The organism is Halomonas sp. ML-15, from assembly GCF_014779595.1.
GTDB lineage: Bacteria > Pseudomonadota > Gammaproteobacteria > Pseudomonadales > Halomonadaceae > Franzmannia.
Genome location: NZ_JACXZT010000001.1, coordinates 1 through 20,092, shown reverse-complemented (window position 1 = coordinate 20,092; position 20,092 = coordinate 1). Strand labels below are relative to the sequence as shown.

Annotated in this window: 15 protein-coding genes; 7 read left to right on the top strand and 8 right to left on the bottom strand. The window is 65.2% G+C overall.

Going from position 1 to position 20,092, the window contains the following annotated elements; genetic code table 11:
* Positions 1 to 10 precede the first annotated feature (10 nt).
* Positions 11 to 1,597 (bottom strand): methyl-accepting chemotaxis protein, encoded by a 1,587-nt coding sequence (locus IEI94_RS00075; RefSeq protein ID WP_224749840.1) that lies wholly within the window; start codon positions 1,595 to 1,597, stop codon positions 11 to 13.
* Between the two features lie 135 nt (positions 1,598 to 1,732).
* On the bottom strand, positions 1,733 to 2,401 hold the full coding sequence (locus tag IEI94_RS00070) for a DUF1028 domain-containing protein (RefSeq protein WP_191164373.1): 669 nt from the start codon (positions 2,399 to 2,401) through the stop codon (positions 1,733 to 1,735).
* 455 nt (positions 2,402 to 2,856) lie between these two features.
* Between IEI94_RS00070 and IEI94_RS00065 the strand changes: the two genes are divergently transcribed.
* From IEI94_RS00065 to IEI94_RS00045, 5 genes are all read left to right on the top strand, one after another.
* Complete coding sequence (locus IEI94_RS00065; protein WP_191164371.1) at positions 2,857 to 4,434, top strand: ABC transporter substrate-binding protein; 1,578 nt, start codon at positions 2,857 to 2,859, stop codon at positions 4,432 to 4,434.
* A 64-nt stretch (positions 4,435 to 4,498) separates the two neighbouring features.
* Positions 4,499 to 5,446, top strand: a complete 948-nt coding sequence (locus tag IEI94_RS00060; RefSeq protein ID WP_191164369.1) for an ABC transporter permease — start codon at positions 4,499 to 4,501, stop codon at positions 5,444 to 5,446.
* Positions 5,443 to 7,359, top strand: coding sequence for a dipeptide/oligopeptide/nickel ABC transporter permease/ATP-binding protein (locus IEI94_RS00055; protein ID WP_191164367.1), 1,917 nt, complete (start codon positions 5,443 to 5,445; stop codon positions 7,357 to 7,359). Before IEI94_RS00060 ends, IEI94_RS00055 begins: the two co-directional genes overlap by 4 nt.
* Positions 7,352 to 8,371 (top strand): ABC transporter ATP-binding protein, encoded by a 1,020-nt coding sequence (locus IEI94_RS00050; protein ID WP_191164366.1) that lies wholly within the window; start codon positions 7,352 to 7,354, stop codon positions 8,369 to 8,371. Before IEI94_RS00055 ends, IEI94_RS00050 begins: the two co-directional genes overlap by 8 nt.
* Positions 8,368 to 9,201, top strand: coding sequence for a FadR/GntR family transcriptional regulator (locus tag IEI94_RS00045; protein ID WP_191164364.1), 834 nt, complete (start codon positions 8,368 to 8,370; stop codon positions 9,199 to 9,201). Before IEI94_RS00050 ends, IEI94_RS00045 begins: the two co-directional genes overlap by 4 nt.
* On the opposite strand, the gene IEI94_RS00040 is transcribed toward IEI94_RS00045, so the two are convergent.
* Positions 9,198 to 10,229 (bottom strand): M20/M25/M40 family metallo-hydrolase, encoded by a 1,032-nt coding sequence (locus IEI94_RS00040; RefSeq protein ID WP_191164362.1) that lies wholly within the window; start codon positions 10,227 to 10,229, stop codon positions 9,198 to 9,200. The two genes, IEI94_RS00045 and IEI94_RS00040, sit on opposite strands and share 4 nt — an antisense overlap.
* Positions 10,230 to 10,371: 142 nt before the next feature.
* Here IEI94_RS00040 and IEI94_RS00035 point away from each other — a divergent pair, with 142 nt between their 5' ends.
* On the top strand, positions 10,372 to 12,087 hold the full coding sequence (locus IEI94_RS00035; protein ID WP_191164360.1) for a SulP family inorganic anion transporter: 1,716 nt from the start codon (positions 10,372 to 10,374) through the stop codon (positions 12,085 to 12,087).
* 275 nt (positions 12,088 to 12,362) lie between these two features.
* On the opposite strand, the gene lhgO is transcribed toward IEI94_RS00035, so the two are convergent.
* The gene (gene lhgO / locus IEI94_RS00030) at positions 12,363 to 13,559 is read right to left on the bottom strand and encodes an L-2-hydroxyglutarate oxidase (protein WP_191164358.1); all 1,197 of its coding nucleotides are present in this window, start codon (positions 13,557 to 13,559) and stop codon (positions 12,363 to 12,365) included.
* Between the two features lie 135 nt (positions 13,560 to 13,694).
* Between lhgO and csiR the strand changes: the two genes are divergently transcribed.
* Positions 13,695 to 14,393, top strand: coding sequence for a DNA-binding transcriptional regulator CsiR (gene csiR, locus IEI94_RS00025; protein ID WP_191164356.1), 699 nt, complete (start codon positions 13,695 to 13,697; stop codon positions 14,391 to 14,393).
* Between the two features lie 68 nt (positions 14,394 to 14,461).
* Here the strand turns inward: csiR and IEI94_RS00020 are convergent, their stop codons facing one another.
* From IEI94_RS00020 to IEI94_RS00005, 4 genes are read right to left on the bottom strand one after another with little or no spacing between them, the layout of a single operon-like run.
* The gene (locus IEI94_RS00020) at positions 14,462 to 16,285 is read right to left on the bottom strand and encodes a protein kinase domain-containing protein (RefSeq protein ID WP_191164354.1); all 1,824 of its coding nucleotides are present in this window, start codon (positions 16,283 to 16,285) and stop codon (positions 14,462 to 14,464) included.
* 10 nt (positions 16,286 to 16,295) lie between these two features.
* Positions 16,296 to 17,498: a 2-oxo acid dehydrogenase subunit E2 gene (locus tag IEI94_RS00015; RefSeq protein ID WP_191164352.1), complete on the bottom strand. Its 1,203-nt coding sequence runs from the start codon at positions 17,496 to 17,498 to the stop codon at positions 16,296 to 16,298.
* Between the two features lie 16 nt (positions 17,499 to 17,514).
* Positions 17,515 to 18,492: an alpha-ketoacid dehydrogenase subunit beta gene (locus IEI94_RS00010; protein ID WP_191164350.1), complete on the bottom strand. Its 978-nt coding sequence runs from the start codon at positions 18,490 to 18,492 to the stop codon at positions 17,515 to 17,517.
* Between the two features lies 1 nt (position 18,493).
* On the bottom strand, positions 18,494 to 19,690 hold the full coding sequence (locus tag IEI94_RS00005) for a thiamine pyrophosphate-dependent dehydrogenase E1 component subunit alpha (RefSeq protein ID WP_224749839.1): 1,197 nt from the start codon (positions 19,688 to 19,690) through the stop codon (positions 18,494 to 18,496).
* Between the last annotated feature and the right edge of the window lie 402 nt (positions 19,691 to 20,092).

Here is a 20,092-nt window from a genome sequence, read left to right as displayed (position 1 = left end):
GGATGCACCACTAAACCGCCGCCGGCCGATAACCGATACGAAAACCGCCCCAATGGCGGCCCCGGACAAAGATCGGCACCGACAAGTCGTGCATCACTTCATCCGTATCTCGTTTATAAGTCTGTAGAAGCAAAGGCTTCTGATGCGCCCCGCAGCGGCGCCCGGTGGGATCATCGAAGATTCGTTTGCTGCGGCTGTAGTGTAGATCATGCTGATAGTCACCGGTTGGCGGCTGACTGACGCGACGATTGTGCGTGGGCACATAGCCACGGCGATCACAGGTGATCGCGTAGGCAAGATCGAGAGAGTCGAGTAACGGCTCCTGGATATCCGGCAAATGGCGATCGGTGAACTGATCGTAGTGAGTGCGATACTTCGCCGGCCGGGTATCGGCCAGGGGTTCGTAGGATTCGGCGAACAGCTGCTCGAGACTCATATCGCCTCGCTTGATAGCCAGTTCGAACAGCCTGCCAATCTGCTCGGCACTGCGTCGCGCAGCCTGTAACACCTGTTGATGACGCCCATCGAGTCGCTGCAAGGCCAGCTCGGCATCGACCCCCTCGGCGGCATCCATTAGAGCACGGGCCTGCTCCGCCAGATCATGCATATCTCGGGTACCTGCCGCAGTATCAACATCGAGCTGCTCAAGGGTCGCCGCCACCTGTTGACTATGACCATTGGTGTCAGCCATGGCCTCGGCGATGCTACCGATCCGTGTTTCGACGCTGTCAACGTGACGGGTAACCTCGCCTAGCTGCCGACCAACCGTCTCGACTTCACGAGCACGCTCACCAACTCGCTGCATCAGGTGGCCAATAGTGTCCACCACTCGCTGGCTGCTGTCGCCAATTTCTCCGACCAGGGTCTCGACCTGGCGAGTGGCATCCGCAGTGCGACCGGCCAGCTCGCGCACCTCCCCTGCCACCACGGCAAATCCACGACCGTGTTCACCGGCCCTGGCGGCTTCGATGGAAGCATTCAGCGACAGCAGGTTGGTCTGCTCGGCAATATCCTCGATCAGCGACGTAACGTGACGCACGCTGTCGCTCTTGTCGCTTAACGTCGTGAGCAGCGCAAGGGCCTCCTCAGAGCGACCCGCCAGCGCCCGCATCTCCTTGATCACCCCTTCCAGGGCATCGCGACTGGCCGCATTGGAGGCGCGCGACTGCCCTGCGAGCTCGACCACCTGCTGAGCACTGCGGGTAACCTGTTCGATAGCTGCGGTGATCGCCTGAATGCTGGCCACCGCCTCCTTGACCACTTGATCCTGCCGAGCCAGACGCTGATCCATGCGGTCCGCGTGATGCGACACTTCGGCCGAGGCGATCGCGGTACGGCTGGCACGTCCCATCAAGCGGTAGGCCATCGCCTTGAGCGACCGATAGTCGGCCAGCGGTGGCGCATAGTCGACGACTCGGCTCGCCGGCTCGCTGCGCGCAACATAGATGGCGTAGTCCATCGCCAGTACCACACCAGCGCCAGCCAGCGCCGCCATCGACAGTGCCAGCGCCAGCGCCCACGTGGTTTGGAACGACACGCCTAGCCATACTGCCCCAGCCAGCAGCAGACAAGCCCCCGCATACAGTAGTTTGCCCATCTCGAATCCTATTTATTGTTGGCATGGTCAGGCAGGATATCGACTCAGGCTTAACTATCTTGATGCGACATTGGCCGCATCTCTCTATGGCGTAGACGCCGAGACAGACTCGATGCGACCTTGCTGCCGCCATTATCAGTGGCGATGAGGATCTTCCGCCGTCGGCAAGCGCGTCAAGAATTGCTGATAGGCGCGGTCCTGATCGATACGCCGCTTGAGTGCCAGCAGCTCGACCACCGCATTCATGGCGTCATCGATACGCAGATCTAGCGGCACCCCTCCGGGATCGCGCACCTTGAGCGCCGCCGAACGGGTACCGCGAGCATCACCGCCGCCGTCACTGCCGGCATTGAGTGCCGCCAGCAGTGCGGTTGCCAGCTCATCGCCTGCGCGCCGAGCCCGGTGATAGACCTCCAGCATCAGTGTGGCCACTCGATCGCTGGCCAGCATATTACCGGCAACGACTACCCCCGGCTCGCGCAGTAGCGCGACTACTGGCACATTGTGCTCACCGCTCCAGCCGGCGCTGCGCCCCTGGGCATCCATCAGCGCAATCTGGCGCCAGGCCGCACCGCGATCATCTCGCTGAAGCGCTGCTACCACCTCGTCCACCGGCGTGCCGTCTGCCAGCGCCTCGAGGCCCCGCTCGGCGGCCAGTACGTTGGTGCTGAAGCCCTGGGTGATCGCCGCGCCAACGCCGGGGCGCAGATGCGGCACGAAGGCGCCCAGCGCCGGTCCGCCGGTGGCGCAGGCGATACCGTGGGCACCTCTGGCATGGTCATATCCAATGATGCTGTAGGTCATTGCCGTCCCCTTACCCCTATTAGAGGGGGTGCTTATCGTTGCCCTGCCGAGGGACCCCAGGAATTGTAGGCGATGCTTGGGCGAGGGGTGCCGTAAACGAGGGACGCCGGGGGCAGGTCGAAGAGGGGGTTCTGCGCCATGGAAGGCGCAGGTAGCGCCCAGGGATGGTTTACAGCGCCCCCTCGCAGGCCTGCCGACGGATCAGTCCCGAGCATGGCCGCTGTGTCTTCCAACGACAGCCCACCCCGGCGTCCCTCGCTAAGTGCGCCAATGCCGCCCACCCCGGCATCCCTCGCCAGGAGCCACTAAAACTCACCTGGCCTGCCCCCAACCGGTCACTTGCATCACGCTCTCGCCTATGCCATACCTAATTAGAGTGATTTATCATGATAAATACAAGATCACCGACAGCCTAGCCGACTCACCACCATCCCAACAACATCAGGAGAGGCAAGATGATTCGCTCCCTCGCACTGCCCAAGGGCCTTGGTCTATCGGCCCTGGCACTCGCCGTGGCCGGCTTGAGCGCCCCGCTCGCCGCCCAGACCCCGCCCAATGTGCTGGTGGTCGGGCAGATCGCCGAACCGCAGTCCCTGGACCCGGCCCAGGTCACCGCGGTCAATGATTTCCGCATCATGATGAACATGTATGACGGCCTGGTGCGCTACGCCGACGGCACCCTCGAAGTCGAGCCGGCGCTGGCCAGCGAGTGGCAGATCAGCGACGACGGCACCGTCTACACCTTTAGCCTGCGCGACGACGTCAGCTTCCACGACGGCAGCGCCTTCGACGCCGATTCGGTGGTCTTCCACTTCGAGCGCATGCTCGACGAGGATCACCCCTACCACGACACCGGTTCCTTCCCGCTGGCGTTCTTCTTCGAGGCTATTACCAGCGTCGAAGCCAGCGGCGAGCACGAGGTCACCTTCACCCTCGACGAGCCCTATGCGCCCTTCCTCTCCAACCTCGCCTACCCCACCGGCCTGATCGTCTCGCCGGCGGGGGTGGAGGAGCATGGCGAGGACTTCGGTCGCAATCCCTCGGGTACCGGGCCCTTCCAGTTCGAGGAGTGGCAGAGCAACAGCCGCGTGGTGGCCAGCGCCAACCCCGACTACTGGGATGGCGCACCGGCCCTGGAAGCAGTGGTATTTCGGCCGATCACCGACGCCAATACTCGGGTCGCCGAGATGATGGCCGGCGGTATCGATCTGATGGTCGAGGTGCCACCGGACAACGTCGCCCAGTTCGCCGAGGACCCGATGTATCAGGTCTCCGAACAGGCCGGCCCACACCTCTGGTTCCTGATCCTCAACACCAAGGAGGGCCCCTTCGCCGACCGGCGCATGCGCCAAGCGATCAACTACGCCATCGACAAGACATCGCTGGTCGACAATATTCTCGAGGGCACCGCCACGGTGGCCGCCGGACCGATTCCACCGGCCTTCGACTGGGCCTACAACGAGGAGCTCGAGCCCTACCCCTATGACCCGGATCGTGCCCGCGAGCTGATCGCCGAGGCCGGTCATGAGGGCGCCGAACTGACCTTCTACGTCACCGAAGGCGGCTCGGGGATGCTCGACCCGATTCCCATGGGCTCGGCGATCCAGGCCGACCTGGCCGACGTGGGACTCGACGTCAGCATCGAAACCTATGAGTGGAACACCTTCCTCGGCGAGGTCAATCCCGGCCTCGAAGGCAAGGCCGACATGGCCCAGATGGCGTGGATGACCAACGATCCGGACACCCTGCCGTTCCTGGCCCTGCGCACCGACGCCATGCCCGACCAGGGCGGTTTCAACTCCGGCTACTACAGCAACCCTGAGGTCGACGACCTGCTCGAGCGAGCTCGCCGCAGCGTCGACCAGGAGGAGCGCGCCGCGCTCTACAAGGAGATGCAGACCATCGTCCACGAGGACGCGCCCTGGGCCTTCGTCGCCAACTGGAAGCAGAACGCGGTCTCCACTGCCGCAGTCGAGAACTTCCGCCTGCAGCCATCCTTCTTCCTGCTGCTCCACGAGGTCAGCAAGCCGTAAGCACACGGCGCTCCGGGCAGGCGCTGCACCTGCCCGGAGGCCACGCTTTTTGGGGTGATGACACATGCATCTCTACGTCCTGCGCCGCCTGCTGATGACGGTGCCTGTACTGCTGGGGCTGACGGTGATCGTATTCCTGATCATGTCGCTGATTCCCGGCGATCCGGCGCTGGCCATCCTCGGCTCCTACGCCACGCCGGAGAACCTGGCACGCCTGCGCGCCGATCTCGGCCTCGATCTCAGTCTGCCCCAGCAGTACTGGGTGTGGCTGACCAATATCCTGCAGGGTGACTTCGGACGCTCCTATCACCTCAACCGGCCGGTGCTGGACGAGGTACTGGAACGCTTCGGTGCCACCCTGATCCTGGCCGGCACCTCGCTGGTGCTGTGCGTGGTGATCGGCGTCGCCGCCGGCATCGTCTCGGCGGTGCGCCAGTACGGCTGGGCCGACCGCATCATAACCCTGCTGGTGCTGGTGGGCATCTCGGTGCCGGCGTTCTGGCTCGGCATGCTGATGATCCTGCTGTTCTCGGTGGAGCTGCGCTGGTTTCCGGTCAGCGGCATGTACTCGATCTACGGCGGCGGTGATCTGCCCGATCTGCTCCGTCACCTGGTGCTGCCGGCCGTGGCCCTGGCGGTGGTCGCCGCCGGGGTGATCGCCCGGCTGACCCGCTCGAACATGCTCGAGGTACTGCGCCAGGACTATATCCGCACCGCCCGCGCCAAGGGCCTCGACGAGAATCGCGTGATCCTCGGCCACGCCTTCAAGGTGGCGCTGGTCAACCTGATCCCGGTGATCGGCGTGCAGGCCGGCTTCGTGATCGGCGGCGCTGTCTATATCGAGACGGTGTTCCAGTGGCCCGGCATCGGCCGCATGCTGGTCAACGCCATCTCCACCCGCGACCTGCTGCTGGTCCAGGGCGGCGTGCTGGTGGTCGCCGCCAGCTATGTGCTGTTCAATCTTTGCGCCGACCTGCTGCAGTACTGGCTCGATCCGAGGATCAAGGCATGATGGCATTCGTCACGCTGCTGGCGCGCAACCGCCTGGCGGCCTTCGGCGGCATTCTACTGCTGACCCTGGTGCTGCTGGCCCTGGTGACGCCGCTGCTACCGCTGCTCGAACCCAACGCCACCAATCCCGCCAACCGCCTGCAACCGCCGCTCTCGGAGGGCCACTGGCTGGGCACCGACCAGCTCGGTCGCGACATTCTCTCGCGGCTGCTGTGGGGCCTGCGGGTCAGCCTCGCGGTGGGTATCGCCGCCTCGCTGGTGGCGGCCTTTGTCGGCTCGCTGATCGGGCTGGTGGCGGGCTACTTCGGCGGACGCACCGACAACACCCTGATGCGCGGCATCGATATGCTGATGGCGTTCCCCTATATCCTGCTGGCGCTGGCCATCGTCGCGGTGCTCGGGCCCGGGTTGCTGAACGCCCTCTACGCCATCGCCATCGTCAATATTCCCTTCTTCGCGCGGAATATCCGCGGCGCCACGGTGAGCATCGCCCATCGCGAGTTCGTCGACGCCGCGCGACTCTCGGGCAAGGGCGACCTGCGCATCCTGGTCACCGAGATCCTGCCCAATGTGCTGCCGGTGATCGTTATCACCCTCTCCACCACCGTTGGCTGGATGATCCTCGAGACCGCCGGCCTGAGCTTCCTCGGCCTGGGTGCCCAGCCGCCCCAGGCCGATCTTGGCTCGATGCTCGGCGAGGGCCGACGCATGATCATCAACGCCCCCCATGTGGCGACACTGCCGGGGCTGGCGATCTTCCTGCTGGTGATGAGCATCAACCTGCTCGGCGACGGCGTGCGTGACGCCCTCGACCCGCGCCTCAAGTCCGGGGCGCTGTCGCGACCGGCCCCCATGACGCGCATTCGCCGCCGGCGCCACACCGCGGTGGATGATGACCTTAACGCTCCCGGCCAGGACCCGGCGCTGCTCGAGGTCGACGACCTGCATACCGACTTCGAAGTCGGGCGTGACACCTACCGTGCGGTCAACGGCGTCAGCTTCACCCTCAAGCCCAACGAGTGTCTGGGGCTGGTCGGCGAGTCGGGCTCCGGCAAGTCGGTCACCGCCCTGTCGCTGCTGGGTCTGGTGGCCTCGCCGCCGGGCCTGATCAGCGGCGGCCAGGTCCACTTCCAGGGCCGCGATCTGCTCGACATGGGCATCCGCGAGCTGCGCAAGGTGCGTGGCAACCGGGTCGCCTACGTGTTCCAGGATCCGCTCTCCACCCTGCATCCGCTGATCAGGGTCGGCGATCAGTTGGTCGAAGCGCTGCGCACCCATCAGCCGCTGTCAAGGCAGGCCGCCCATCAGCGCGCCGTGGAGCTGCTCGGCCAGGTGAGGATTCCCAATCCGACACGCCGCGCCGCCCAGTACCCCCATGAGCTCTCAGGGGGCATGCGCCAGCGGGTCGGCATCGCCATGGCGCTGGCCAATGACCCGCAGCTGATCATCGCCGATGAGCCGACCACTGCGCTGGACGTCACGGTCCAGGCGCAGATCCTCGACCTGCTCAAGCGGCTGCGCGAGGAGCAGGGCACTGCGGTGCTGTTCATCACCCACGATTTCGGCGTGGTCTCCCAGATCTGCGACCGGGTAGCGGTGATGTACGCCGGGCGTATCGTCGAGATGGGCCCCACTCAGGACTTACTTGCCAACCCGCGACACCCCTATACGCGGCGACTGATCGACTGCGTTCCGCGCCTCGGCGAACCGGACAACGAGCCGGCGGCGATTCCCGGCCTGCCCCCGGCGGCCAATGCGTTGCCCCCCGGCTGCGCCTTCGCCGATCGCTGCGACCTGGTGGAGCCACGCTGCCGCGAAGGCGATATCGCCCTGATCGCCAGCGACGCCAATCGCCAGGTGCGCTGTATCAAACCGCTGGCCGACCACACCGTCATCGGAGCCGCTCATGTCTGACGCGCTGCTAGAGATCACCGACCTGACCCGCACCTTTGGCGGCGGCCGCAGCCTGCTGGGCGCCGCCAGGCCCGGTGTACAGGCCGTACAGGGCGTGAATCTGCAGGTTCTGCGCGGCGAAACCCTGGGTATCGTCGGCGAGTCGGGCTGCGGCAAGTCGACCCTGGCGCGCATGCTGGTGGGACTCGACACCCCCAGTAGCGGCCTGATCCGTTTTGGCGGCGAGGACCTGCAGGCCATGCGCCGCCTCGACCGTCACGCGCTATCGCGGCGTATCCAGTACGTGTTCCAGGATCCGCTCAGCTCGCTCAATCCGCGCATGCGCATCCGCGATATCCTCGCCGCACCCCTCAAGCACCTGCGCGGCCTGTCAGGCCGTGCTCTCGACACGCGCATTGCCGAACTGCTGGAGGTGGTCAATCTGCGACCGGAGTTCGTCACCCGCTACCCCCATGAATTCTCCGGGGGCCAGGCTCAGCGCATCGGCATCGCCCGGGCACTGGCCGCGGAGCCTGAGGTGCTGGTACTCGACGAACCGGTCTCGGCGCTGGATGTCTCGGTCCAGGCCCAGGTGCTCAAGCTGCTGCGGCGGCTCAAGGCCGAATTCGATCTCACCTACCTGTTTATCAGCCACGACCTGTCGGTGGTCGAGACCATCAGCCAGCGTATCGCGGTGATGTATTTCGGTCGGGTGGTGGAAGAGGCCCCAACTCGACAGCTGTTCAGCGAGCCGGCGCACCCCTATACCCGGCTGCTGTTGGGCAGCGCACCGGTGCCCGGCGGCCCGCCGATCATCGCCGAGTCCACCGCCGCCGAACTGCCCGACCCCCTCGATCCGCCGCCCGGCTGCGCCTTCGCGCCGCGCTGCCACAAGGCGCGTGAGGCTTGCCGCGAGGCACCGCCGGTCCTTGAATCGCTGAGCACCCACGCACACCGCGCCGCCTGCCTGTACCCCGAGCGGGGGCCGTGGCAGGCTAGCGCCTCGACCACCGCCACACCGGGAGCCCCATGAGTACGCCAACGCCCACTGCCCCGCGCCGCAAGCGCACCGAGGTCATCGCCGAGGCGCTCAAGGACTATATCGCCGAGCAGGGCCTTGTCCCCGGTGATCGACTCCCCCAGGAGCAGCATCTGATCGATGCCCTGGGTGCCTCCAAAGGCACCATTCGTGAGGCGCTGCGCGCCCTCGAGGCCCAGGGGCTGATCCACACCCGCACTGGCCCCAAGGGCGGCGCCTTTATCGCCGAGGTCAGCGCCGACCGCAGCATGGAGCTGCTCGGCAACTACTTCTTCTTTCGTCCACCGACCATTCACGATATCTACGAAGTGCGCAAGCAGCTCGAGCCGGCACTGGTGGCCAGCATCGCGGGGCTGCTCGATGCGGAGGCCTTCGACGGCCTGGAGAAGGTGATGGCCTACTACGACCACCCCCCTGCCACCCTGGAGGAGGAGCGCACCCAGCGCATCAAGGAGCTCGAGTTTCACCTGCTGCTGGTGGAGCACTGCCCCAACCCGCTGCTGGCGCTGATGTGCCGCTACCCGATTCGACTGTTGATGAGCCACACCGTCTGCCTACGCATCTACCAGCACCCCTACCCCGAGCTGCGCCAGCGCGGTCACGACTACCAGCAGCAGCTGATCGCCGCGCTGCGCGATGGCGACGCTGACCGCGCCAGCCGGGTCATGGCCGAACATATGTGCGCCGCTCAGGCATTGATGGAGGAGCGAGAGGCAATGCTGGAGAAGAGCTTCTTCAAGGCCGCCGGCGCAGCCAGCTCCCCCAGCCGTGAGTACCTGGCGCTGCAGGGCCACTGGCCAGGCAAGACAACGCCAACGGGCTAGGCCTGGAGCGGCGCTGCCAGCCAGGCCCTTACCAGGCGGCTCAGCGCCAGCAGTGAGTCGCGGTGCACCCGCTCCCAGCCGTGGGAGGCATCGGCGCCGAAACAGGCCAGTCCGTTGCGTACATCCAGCCCGGCCTTGGCAGCGGCGTCGCCGTCGCAATAGTAGTAGGGAAAACAGTCGCGGCTGAAAGGTATCTGGTGCTCACGGCACAGTGCGATCAGTCGCTGGGTAGCGACCGGATGCAGGGGCCCTAGCGAGTCGAGCATGGCAATCGTCACGCCGTCGTGGCAGACGTTCTGCCCCTCGCCCTGGGCGGCGATATCCAGATTTAGCACCTCCTCGATGCCCTCGAACATCACCTGAGTGATGCCTACCCCCAGCTCCTCGGCACAGGAGAACACCAGCCGCACATCACCGGGCAAGCCCCCGGCGCGAATCGCCGCCAGCAGACAGGCGATGGCCGCCTTGTTGTCGAGATGGCGGGCATTGATAAAGCCGCTGTCGGTGACGCTGGGCTGGCTGTCGATACTGACCAGGGCACCCACCTCGATGCCCTGCTGACGCAGTGCGCTGGGGGAGGTGTCGACCAGGTCCAGGCGCAGCTCGATATGCGCCCAGTCTGCCGGCAGCCGGTCGACCGCCTCGTTATAGACATGGCCGGAAGCGAGGGTCGGCAGCAGGGTGCCCGACGCCAGCACCTCCCCCGCCTCACCGTGCAACTTGACCCGCGCACCATCGGCAAAGCGCGCATTCCACGAGCCGATCGGCCTGACCGCCAGTCGGCCGTTCTCCTTGAGCCCCACCACCATCGCACCCAGGGTATCCAAATGCGCGGTAATCGCCCTACGCGGCGCGCTGCCCGGCGTCTCGGCCAGCAGATCGCCCCGCACGGTGCGCCGGGTCGTCAACCCCAGCCGCGCAAGCTCATCCGCCAGATGGTCGGCGATGCTAGTGGTATGCAGCGACGGCGAGGGTATCGCCAGCAGCGCCAACAGCTGCTCTTCGAGATAAAAGGTATCCATTGACATAGGCGTCTCGCATCAGGGGCCTGTTATGACGCATGTTACCTGCTGGCCGTCGCTTGGCGATCAACATCGTGGTCAATTTCCGGTAACCTTGCTTTTTTATCAGACTCATCAATGCCATATCGCCTGCCGACACGGGGCCGTGATGCTCAAGCGCTACCTGCCGATTCTCGCCTGGCTGCCCCACTATCATCGTCGTCTGTTCGGCGCCGACCTGCTGGCCGGCATCATCGTCACCGTGATGGTGATCCCCCAGTCGCTGGCCTACGCCATTCTTGCCGGCCTGCCGGCGGTGGTGGGTCTCTATGCCAGTATCCTGCCACAGCTGGTCTACTGCCTGTTCGGTACCAGCCGCACCCTGGCGGTGGGACCGGTGGCGATCATCGCGCTGATGACCGGCGCCGCTCTCTCGGCGGTGGCAAGCCCAGGCAGCCCGGAATATCTGCAGGCGGCGCTGGTGCTGTCGCTGCTGTCGGGCGGCATGCTGGCCGCCATGGGGCTGATGAAGCTCGGCTTCTTCACCAACTTCCTCAGCCACCCGGTGATTTCCGGCTTTCTTACCGCCTCGGGCATCCTGATCGCCGCCAGCCAGCTGGGCGGCATGCTGGGTGTCGAGAGCAGCGGCTTCACCCTGCTCGAACGCCTTATTACCCTGACCCCCAACCTCGGCGCTATTCACCTTCCCACCCTGGTGATCGGCCTGGGAACCTTGAGCTTTCTGGTGCTGATGCGCCGCTACGGGCGCGACAGCCTGCGCCGTCTGGGCCTCGCTGCCGGGCCGGCCGACCTGCTGGCCAAGGCCGGGCCGGTGTTCGCCGTGGTCGCTACCACCCTGGCCACCTGGCACTGGGATCTCGCGGCCAGCGGTGTCGCCGTGGTCGGCGCCATCCCCCAGGGGCTGCCGCCGCTGACCCTGCCGTTCAGTGAGCTGTCGCTGTGGCGAGCGCTGCTGATCCCCGCGCTGCTGATCAGCCTGGTGGGCTTCGTAGAGTCGATCTCCATGGGCCAGATGCTGGCCGCCAAGCGGCGCCAGCGGATCTCGCCCAACCAGGAGTTGATCGGCCTGGGCGGTGCCAACCTCGCCGCCGGCTTCAGCGGCGGGATGCCGGTCACCGGGGGACTATCCCGCACCGTGATCAACTTCGATGCCGGCGCCCAGACCCCCGCCGCCGGCGCCTTCGCCGCGCTGGGCATCGCCCTGGTCACCCTGTCGATGACCTCGCTGCTCTATTACCTGCCGATCGCCACCCTGGCCGCGACCATCACGGTCTCGATCCTGACCCTGGTGGATATCGACATGCTGCGCCAGACCTGGCGCTACTCGCGAAGCGACTTCGCCGCCATGGCGGTGACCATCCTGCTGACCCTGGTCGAAGGGGTGGAAGCCGGCATCATCGCCGGGGTGGCGCTCTCCATCGGCCTGTTCCTGTATCGCACCAGCCGTCCCCATAGTGCCCTGGTCGGCCGCGTGCCCGGCACCGAGCACTTCCGCAACCTGACCCGCCACGAGGTGGAGACCGCCAGCCACCTCGCCCTGTTGCGCATCGACGAGAGCCTCTACTTCGCCAACGCCCGCTATCTCGAGGATACCGTCTACGACCTGGTCGCCAGTCGCCCCGAACTGGAGCACGTGGTGCTGATCTGCTCGGCGGTCAACCTGATCGATGCCTCGGCGCTGGAGAGCCTCGACGCCATCAACGCCCGCCTCAAGGACTCCAACGTCACCCTGCATCTCGCGGAGGTCAAGGGGCCGGTCATGGACCAGCTCAATCGCAGCCACTTCCTCGATGAGATCACCGGGCGGGTCTTCCTCAGCACCTACGCCGCCTGGCGTGAACTTGGCGAACCCAATCAGGGCTAAAGGAACGCTGAATAAATCGGCGAGCGGGATGAAGCGGCTAGGTTCGTTCCCTACGAACCAACGCACTTCCCACATCCCTGTGGGTCGCAAGGCGCACGGAGCACAGTGCCGAGCGAAGCGACAAACATCCGGAGGATGGCCCCGAAGGGGTGAGAAACCGGAGGTTTCGAGTCAACCGGAGCCTATGGGGTATAGGTGAGGATTCCGACCGGGCTGGCGCACCAGCACCGCGCAACGCAGTGATTCGCCCGCGCAGGCATTTATGCAGTGTTTCCCTAAGCGTCTACCTGGGCCCGTACCTTATCAACGATATGCGCGCCGATCGGCAGCGCCGAGGTCGCCGCCGGCGATGGCGCGTTGCAGACATTGACGGTGCGCCGCGTGTTGACGAACAGGAAGTCGTCGATCAGCTTGCCCTCCCGGGATACCGCCTGGGCACGCACTCCAGAAGGATAAGGGCCCAGGTCCTCCAGGGTCAGGCTCGGGCAGTACTTGCGCACCTCCTCCAGATACCCCTTGCGAAAGAGTGAATTCTTCATCTCCACCAGCCCGGGGCGAAGGTTCTTGCCCAGCACCTTGAGGATCCCCGGGTTGGTGAACATCTTGGCCATATCGATCAGAGAGACGTCGGACTTGTGATAGCCCTCGCGCTTCAGCGCCAGCACCGCATTGGGCCCTACCGTGACACTGCCATCGATCATCCGCGTCAGGTGTACGCCCAGAAACGGCATGGAGGGATCGGGAATGGGATAGATCAGGTGCTGCACAAGGGCGTTATGGCGTTCGGGCAAACGGTAGTACTCGCCGCGAAACGGGCAGATGGTGAAGCCTGGATTCTTGCCCAGCATGCGCACCAGCCGGTCGGCCATCAGCCCCGAACAGGAGACCGCGTAGCGGCTGACGAACTCACCTCGCTGTGTCTTGATCACGACTTCGTGGGGGCGCTCCTCGATACCCGTGACCTCGGTGTCGAAGCGGAGCTCGCCGCCATGATGCTCGAACTCGTCGGCCATGGCATGCGCCACCTCGGCGTAGTCGACGATGCCACTGGAGGGCACCAGGATCGCCCCCTCACCGACAATGTTCGGTTCCCGCTCACGCAGCTCATCGCCACTCAGCCAGAAGCGCTCCAAGCCATTGGCCTCGGTGCGCTCCCACAGCGCCTGCATGCGTTCCATCTCCAGCGCGTTAGTCGCTACGAGCAGTTTGCCGCAGGTATCGTAGGCGATGTCGTGCTCGTCACAGAACGCCTTGGTGGCGCGATTGCCCTCCAGGCAGAAGCGTGCCTTCATGCTGCCCGGCGCATAGTAGACACCAGCATGAATCACGCCGCTGTTGTGGCCCGTCTGATGGCGCGCTGGGCCGTCCTCCTTGTCGAGCAGCAGCATGCGGCGGCCGGGATAGAGGCGGTTGAGCTGCATGGCGGTAGAGAGACCGAGAATCCCGCCGCCGATAATGATGAAATCGTACACAAGCGCCTCGCGCTAGGCTGAATGTTGACGTTATTGGATAATATCAGCTTCCAGGCGATAATTTCGCCAGCTCAGCGCGGTTTGGGTATCATCAGGTGGCAATATCGACACTCAGCAAGGGAATGTCAGTCCGCCATGCCCCCGACCCCGGACAGTCAGCCGCGTCAGAATCTGGCCATCAGCGCCTATCGCGGTCTCAAGCGCGATATCACTCGCGGCCAGTTCAAGCCTGGCGAGAAGCTGCTGATGAGCAAGCTCAAGGAGCGCTACGCCCTCGGAGTAGGACCGCTACGTGAAGCGCTATCACAGCTGGTCGCCGAGCGCCTGGTAGTCGCCATCAGTCAGCGCGGCTATCGTGTCGCACCGATGTCGCTGGCCGAACTCCACGACCTCTACGACGCCCGCTCGCAGCTCGAGGCCATGCTGCTGCGCCTGGCCATCGAGCGTGGTGACGACGCCTGGGAAGCCAATATTCTGGCCAAGGCCCATACCCTGTCACGGGTCATGGAGGTCAACGGGCCGGATGAAGTACTCGACGTCTGGGACCATCGCCACAAGGCATTTCACACCGCCATGGTGGCCGGCTGCAACTCTCCTCACCTGCTGCAGATGCGAGACAGCCTGTTCGATCAGGTCGAACGCTATCGCCACCTGTGGCTACGCGAAACGGTATTCTCGGAGACCGCGCTTGAGGCCAAGCGTCAGGAGCATGCCGCGCTGGTCGAGGTGGTACTGGCCCGCGATGCAGACCGCGCCAGTGCGATGATGTGCGAGCACCTGATGACGCCGGTGCCGATCATCACCGACACCATGCGTCGCCAGGGCTTGCTGTAACGAGGGACGCCGGGGACAGGTCGTAGAAGGGTGTCGACCTGTCGATGGATCAGTCCCGAGTGGGACCGTTACCTACCATGGTTCTCGGCACGTGGATTGGCCGGGTAGTAGCGCTCGGGAAGACGCTCGATATGGGTAAAGAAGCGGGTGTCCTTGTAGGGCATCTTCATATAGCCCGATACGCCGAGCCCCTCGATCTGATCCAGCGCGTCCAGCATCGTGGCCAGCAGCTCGGCGAAGGCCTGCTCCTGGGTGGGATCGAGCAGCCGATAGTAGCTGTGGATCTTGAGATGGGTAGGCAGCGCTTCGAAGATGATCATGCCGGTATGGCGGATGGCGTTGAGTGACTCCAATGCGTTGATGATGGTCGCCGGCAGCGCCAGCAGCTCCTCCGGGTCCGGCCCATCCTCGAAGTAGGAGTGCACGCGGCTGTCATCCTCGAGCTCGGGCACCGCGCTGACTTCATAGGGCAGCGTCATGCCCGGCGCCGCGCGGAACGGCTCGCCGGGCCCGGCGCGGTCGATATGCAAGGTGTCGCGGGCGTTGAACAGACAGCTCTTGAAAATGCCCTGGCGATAGATCGCCCGGGCCAGTTGGACCATGGCATTGACCGCGCTGACGAAAGCGTCGCGTCGCGACGGGTCATGCAGGTTGAGCGAGGTGTCGATATAGACCCCATCGCGCTCCCAGCGCACCGCCAGACCGCCGACCACCGGGTAACGACCGAGGCGGCTGACCGCCGCCAGGAAGGCCTTCTCGGTGTCGCCCATGCCCTGCATGAACTGCTTGTAGTAGCGGTCGAGCTGCACGTCGTTGACCTCGGCGGGTGACGCCACGGCCCCCTCTTCGCGCAGGAACGCCTTGCGCGAACTGTAGACCACGGTGTCGATCTCGCGGTCGGCGCGGCGGCTCCACACCGGCACCAAGGGCGCCGGCGGCGAGCCCGGCAGGTCGATCATCACATGCCGCGCCAGGCGCGGCATCTCACGCAGAAAGTAGTCGCCAGCGCGGTAGCGCAGTGCCGGGTCATCGTCGAGCAGCGCCTCCAGGACCCGCGCGAACTCCTTGGGCAGCCCCAGCGAGGTGGGCGGCAGCGCCCGCCAGCCGAAACGGCACGACTGCCCCGCCGCCAGCGCATACAGCGTCGCCGCCGCCCCCTGCTCATCGAAGCGCGGCGACGACAGGGCGCCGTTGAGCTGCTCCTCTCCAATGAAGTAGACATCGCCCAGCCGCGCATTGGTGTGCTGCAGGTCATCCGCCATCAGTGAAGCGATACCGCTGGCCAGATGCTGGCGCTGTGCATCGAGCTGGGCGAACACCGAGGAGCCCCAGTCGATCAGCGCGATACGCTCACTGGCGGTGTCGAACACCAGGTTCGAGGGCTTGATATCGCCATGCACCACCACCCGCGGGCCAGCGCGCAGCGCGCGCAGGATATCCGCCAGCTGCGCGGCAATACGCACCACCAGACGCGGGCTCAGCGGCCCTTCCTGCAGCGAGACCTCCTCCAGGTTGAGCCCTGGGGCGCGCTCCATCACCAGGATCGACTGCTGACGCAGGCGCTGAAAGGCCACCAGCCGTGGCACCTGGGGGTGGTCGACCTGCTCCAGCATAAAGGCCTCCTCTTCGAGACGCGCCTGAAGCTGGGCCGGCAGGGTGATGCGGTTGAACTTGAACACCAGCCAGGCGCTCTCCAGCGCCCTGGGGCGGCCGGCAAACACGAAGCCGTAGGCGCCCTTGCCGATCAGCGCGATATCCTGATAGCCGAGCTGCTCGAGCTGCGAGCGACATAGCGCCACCCAGTCCTTGAGCTTGCGCGCATCGTCGTGGCTGAGCAGGTAGATCGACTGCTCTTCGGGAATGTAGAACTGCTGTAGCGGCGCCTCGCTCATCGCAGGCGCCTCAGCCGAGATGCAGCAGCATCGATTCCGGCGCTTCCAGGTAGCCCTTCCATGCCTGGCAGAAGCGCGCCATGTCCCCGCCATCGAGCACCCGATGATCGCCGGCCCAGGTGACGGTCATGATCGCCCTCGACACCACCTCCCCCTGGGCATCGAAGCGCGGCAGCCGCTGCACCCGCCCGATGGCACCGATCGCCACCTGGGGTGGAGTGATGATCGGCGTGGCATAGGTGCCGCCCAGGGCGCCGATATTGGATAGCGTGATGGTCGCCCCTTTGAGATCCTCGCCGCTCACCCGTCCCTCACGAGCGACCTGAGTCAGGCGCGCGATCTCGCCGGCCAGGCTCAGCAGGCTCTGCTCCTCGACGTGACGCACCACCGGCACGATCAGCCCCGCCGGACTATCCACCGCCATGCCGATATGGCAGTGCCGATGAAAGTGCACCTCGTCGCCCTCCGGGCGATAGCCGGCATTGACGCGGGGATGCTCCGCCAGCGCCAGGCTCAGCGACTTCATGAACAGCGCCATCAGCGTCAGGCGCTGATCGACCGCCTCGGCCGAGGCCTTGAGCCGCCCATACAGCGCCAGCAGCGAGGTGACGTCGATCTCCTCGCCGTAGTGGAAATGCGGGATCGATACCGCCTCGCGCATATGCCGTGCCATGGCCGCGCGCAGCCCGCTCTGGGTTTCGACGCCTACCGCAGTCTCTTCGACACGCGAGAACTCCTCTCCCGACGGCGACGACGGCAGAGCATACAGATCCTCCTTGAGCACGCGCCCCTGCTTGCCAGAGCCGGCTACCTGGTCGAGAGAGACACCCAGTTCCCGCGCCAGGCGGCGCACGGCGGGGCTCGCCGGTACGCGCCGCGGCACTGGCTCCCCCGCAGGGGCAGGCTCGGCGGCAGGCGCCGGCGCCGATGGTTTCTCCGGCGGCGCTGCACTTTCGCTCTCTGCCGCCGCCTGCTGGCCGTCTGCCTGATAGCTGAACAGCGCCGAGTGGACCCTGGCGCTCTCCCCTTCGGCGTAGTGCAGTGCGGTGATCCGGCCGCTCTCCGGGGCAGTGATCTCGACCAGCGCCTTGTCGGTCATCACCTCCACCACCGGCTGATCCTCGTGGATCTCATCGCCCTCGCTGACCAGCCACTTGACCACTTCACACTCGACGATGCCCTCACCGATATCGGGCAGTTTGAATTCGCTCATCACACGACTCCCATCCCTAGAAATTGACGCTGGCGCGGATCGCCTCGAGCACCTTCAGCGCATCGGGCAGATACTCTTTCTCAAGGGTCAGCGGAAAGGGCGTATCCAGCCCGGTCACCCTGGCGATCGGCGACTCCAGATAGAGGAAGCAGCGCTGCTGGATGGTGGCGGCGATCTCGGCGGCGAAGCCGCCGGTGAGCGGCGCTTCGTGGCTGATCACCAGGCGTCCGGTCTTGAACACCGAGTCGGCGACGCAGTCGCGATCCCAGGGCAGGATGCTGCGCAGATCGATCACCTCACAGGAAATGCCCTCGCCCTCGGCCAGCTCGGCGGCCTCCTCGATGATCGGCATCTGCGCCCCCCAGGCAACCAGGGTCAGGTCGCGGCCCACCTTGACCACCTCGGCCTCGCCCAGCGGCAGCTGGTAGTTGCCCTCGGGCACTTCGCCGCTGGATGCCCGATAGAGCCGCTTGGGCTCGAAGAACAGCACCGGGTTGGGATCACGAATCGATGCCAGCAGCAGCCCCTTGGCCTGGTGGGGGTTGCGCGGCACCACCACCTTGAGCCCCGGCGTATGGGCAAAGTAGGCCTCCGGCGACTGCGAATGGTAGTGGCCACCCGAGATGCCGCCACCATAAGGGGTGCGGATGGTCAGGCCACCGACATCGAACAGGTTGCCGGAGCGGTAGCGAAATTTCGCGCTCTCGTTGACGATCTGGTCGAAGGCCGGATAGATGTAGTCGGCGAACTGGATCTCGGCGACCGCCTTGTGGCCCTGTGCGGCCAGGCCGTTGGCAAAGCCAACGATGCCCTGCTCCACCAGCGGCGTATTGAAACAGCGCGCCTTGCCATATTTTTCCTGCAGATGGCTGGTGGCCCGGAACACCCCGCCGAAACTGCCCACGTCCTCCCCGAAGCAGATCACCTTCGGGTCGCTCTGCATGGCCACGTCAAGCGCCTGATTGATCGCCTGCAGCATATTGATATGCGCCATGTCACTGCCCTCCCTGGGTCGCGGCATCATCGAGACCGGCGGCACCACGCGGATAGTGATCCGGATAGCGGCGCACATGGGCTTCCAGCGCCGCCAGCTGCTCGGCCAGAGCCGGCGGCACCTGGTCGTAGACATCGCTGACCAGGCTCGCCAGGGGCGGCGGCGCTTCGCGCTCGGCGCGCTTCATGCCGGCCAGTATCTCGCCGCGCAGCTGCTCCTCCTGTTGGCGCTCCTGGTCCTCATCCCACCACCCCTGGCGCTCCAGCCAGTGGCGCATTCGCGCCAGCGGATCCTTCTCCCGCCAGGCCGCTTCCTCCTGCTGGCTGCGATAGCCGGCGGGATCGTCCGACGAGGAGTGCGCCGCCAGGCGGTAGGTCATGGCCTCGATCAGCACCGGCTTGTTGTGCTCGACGGCGATCCGGCGCGCCGCCAGCGTCGCCTGGTAGACCGCCAGCAGGTCATTGCCGTCGACGCGGATCACGTGCATGCGATAGCCGAAGGCACGCGGCGCGATGCCGTCGGCGGCAAACTGTTCGGAGGTCGGGGTGGAGATGGCGTAGCCGTTGTTGCGACACAGGAAGATCACCGGCACCTGATGCACCGAGGCCATATTGAGCGCAGCATGGAAGTCGCCTTCGGACGCGGCCCCCTCGCCGAAAAAGGTGATGGTGCAGCGCCCCTCCTCGTCCAGCTTCTGGCCATAGGCGTAGCCCACCGCCTGGGGAATCTGGGTCGCCAGCGGCGAGGAGATGGTCATGTAGTGGTACTCGGCGGAGCCGTAGTGGATCGGCATCTGGCGCCCCTTGCCGTAGTCCAGGGCATTGCCGAACAGCTGGTTCATGAACTCATCGATGGAGAAGCCGCGATAGGCCAGCGCACCCTGTTCACGGTACTGCGCCATGATCATGTCGTCATCCTGCAGCGCCGCCGTGGCGCCGACCACGCTCGCCTCCTCGCCGGTGCACTGCAGGTAGAAACTCAGCCGGCCCTGGCGCTGGGCGGCCAGCATGCGCTCGTCGAGCACGCGGGTGAAACGCATCGCGCGGTAGATCCGCAGCGCCTTGTCCTGGGACAGCTCGGGCGCTTCGGCGCCGTCATACAGGGTGCCGTCCTGACGTAGCAGCGCGAAGGTCGGAATCTGCCATTCGTCGCCGGTCATGAAATGCGGAGCGTGCACGGTAGAAGTGTCGAGGGCCATGATCCTCTCCCTGGGGTAGTGGTCTGAGGAGGCTTGACGCCTTATGGGCGCAGCCATCAGCGGGGCCTATATACCTGTTTTCAAGGTAGACGCTCGACGCCATCTTGCCCCTTTAGGGATCAACGCTAGCATCAGTTTACGTCAACGTCACCCATGGGGATATTATCTTGAGCTCGCCTATGCTGATTCGCCGTAGTCGGATACCAGTCGGCCGCTGACAGCGCCACCCAGCACTATGCGCTACCCCGCACAGCGGCAGGGTAGCGCGATACACCAGGTGGTGGTGAACGCTTAGGCTTTGTACGAAAAGTAGATTCTGCTAATTTTTCCTATGCCGCAGCAGCATAGGTGAGGTATGGCAGGACGCTACGAGCTATCCGACCATAGCTGGTCGCTGATCAA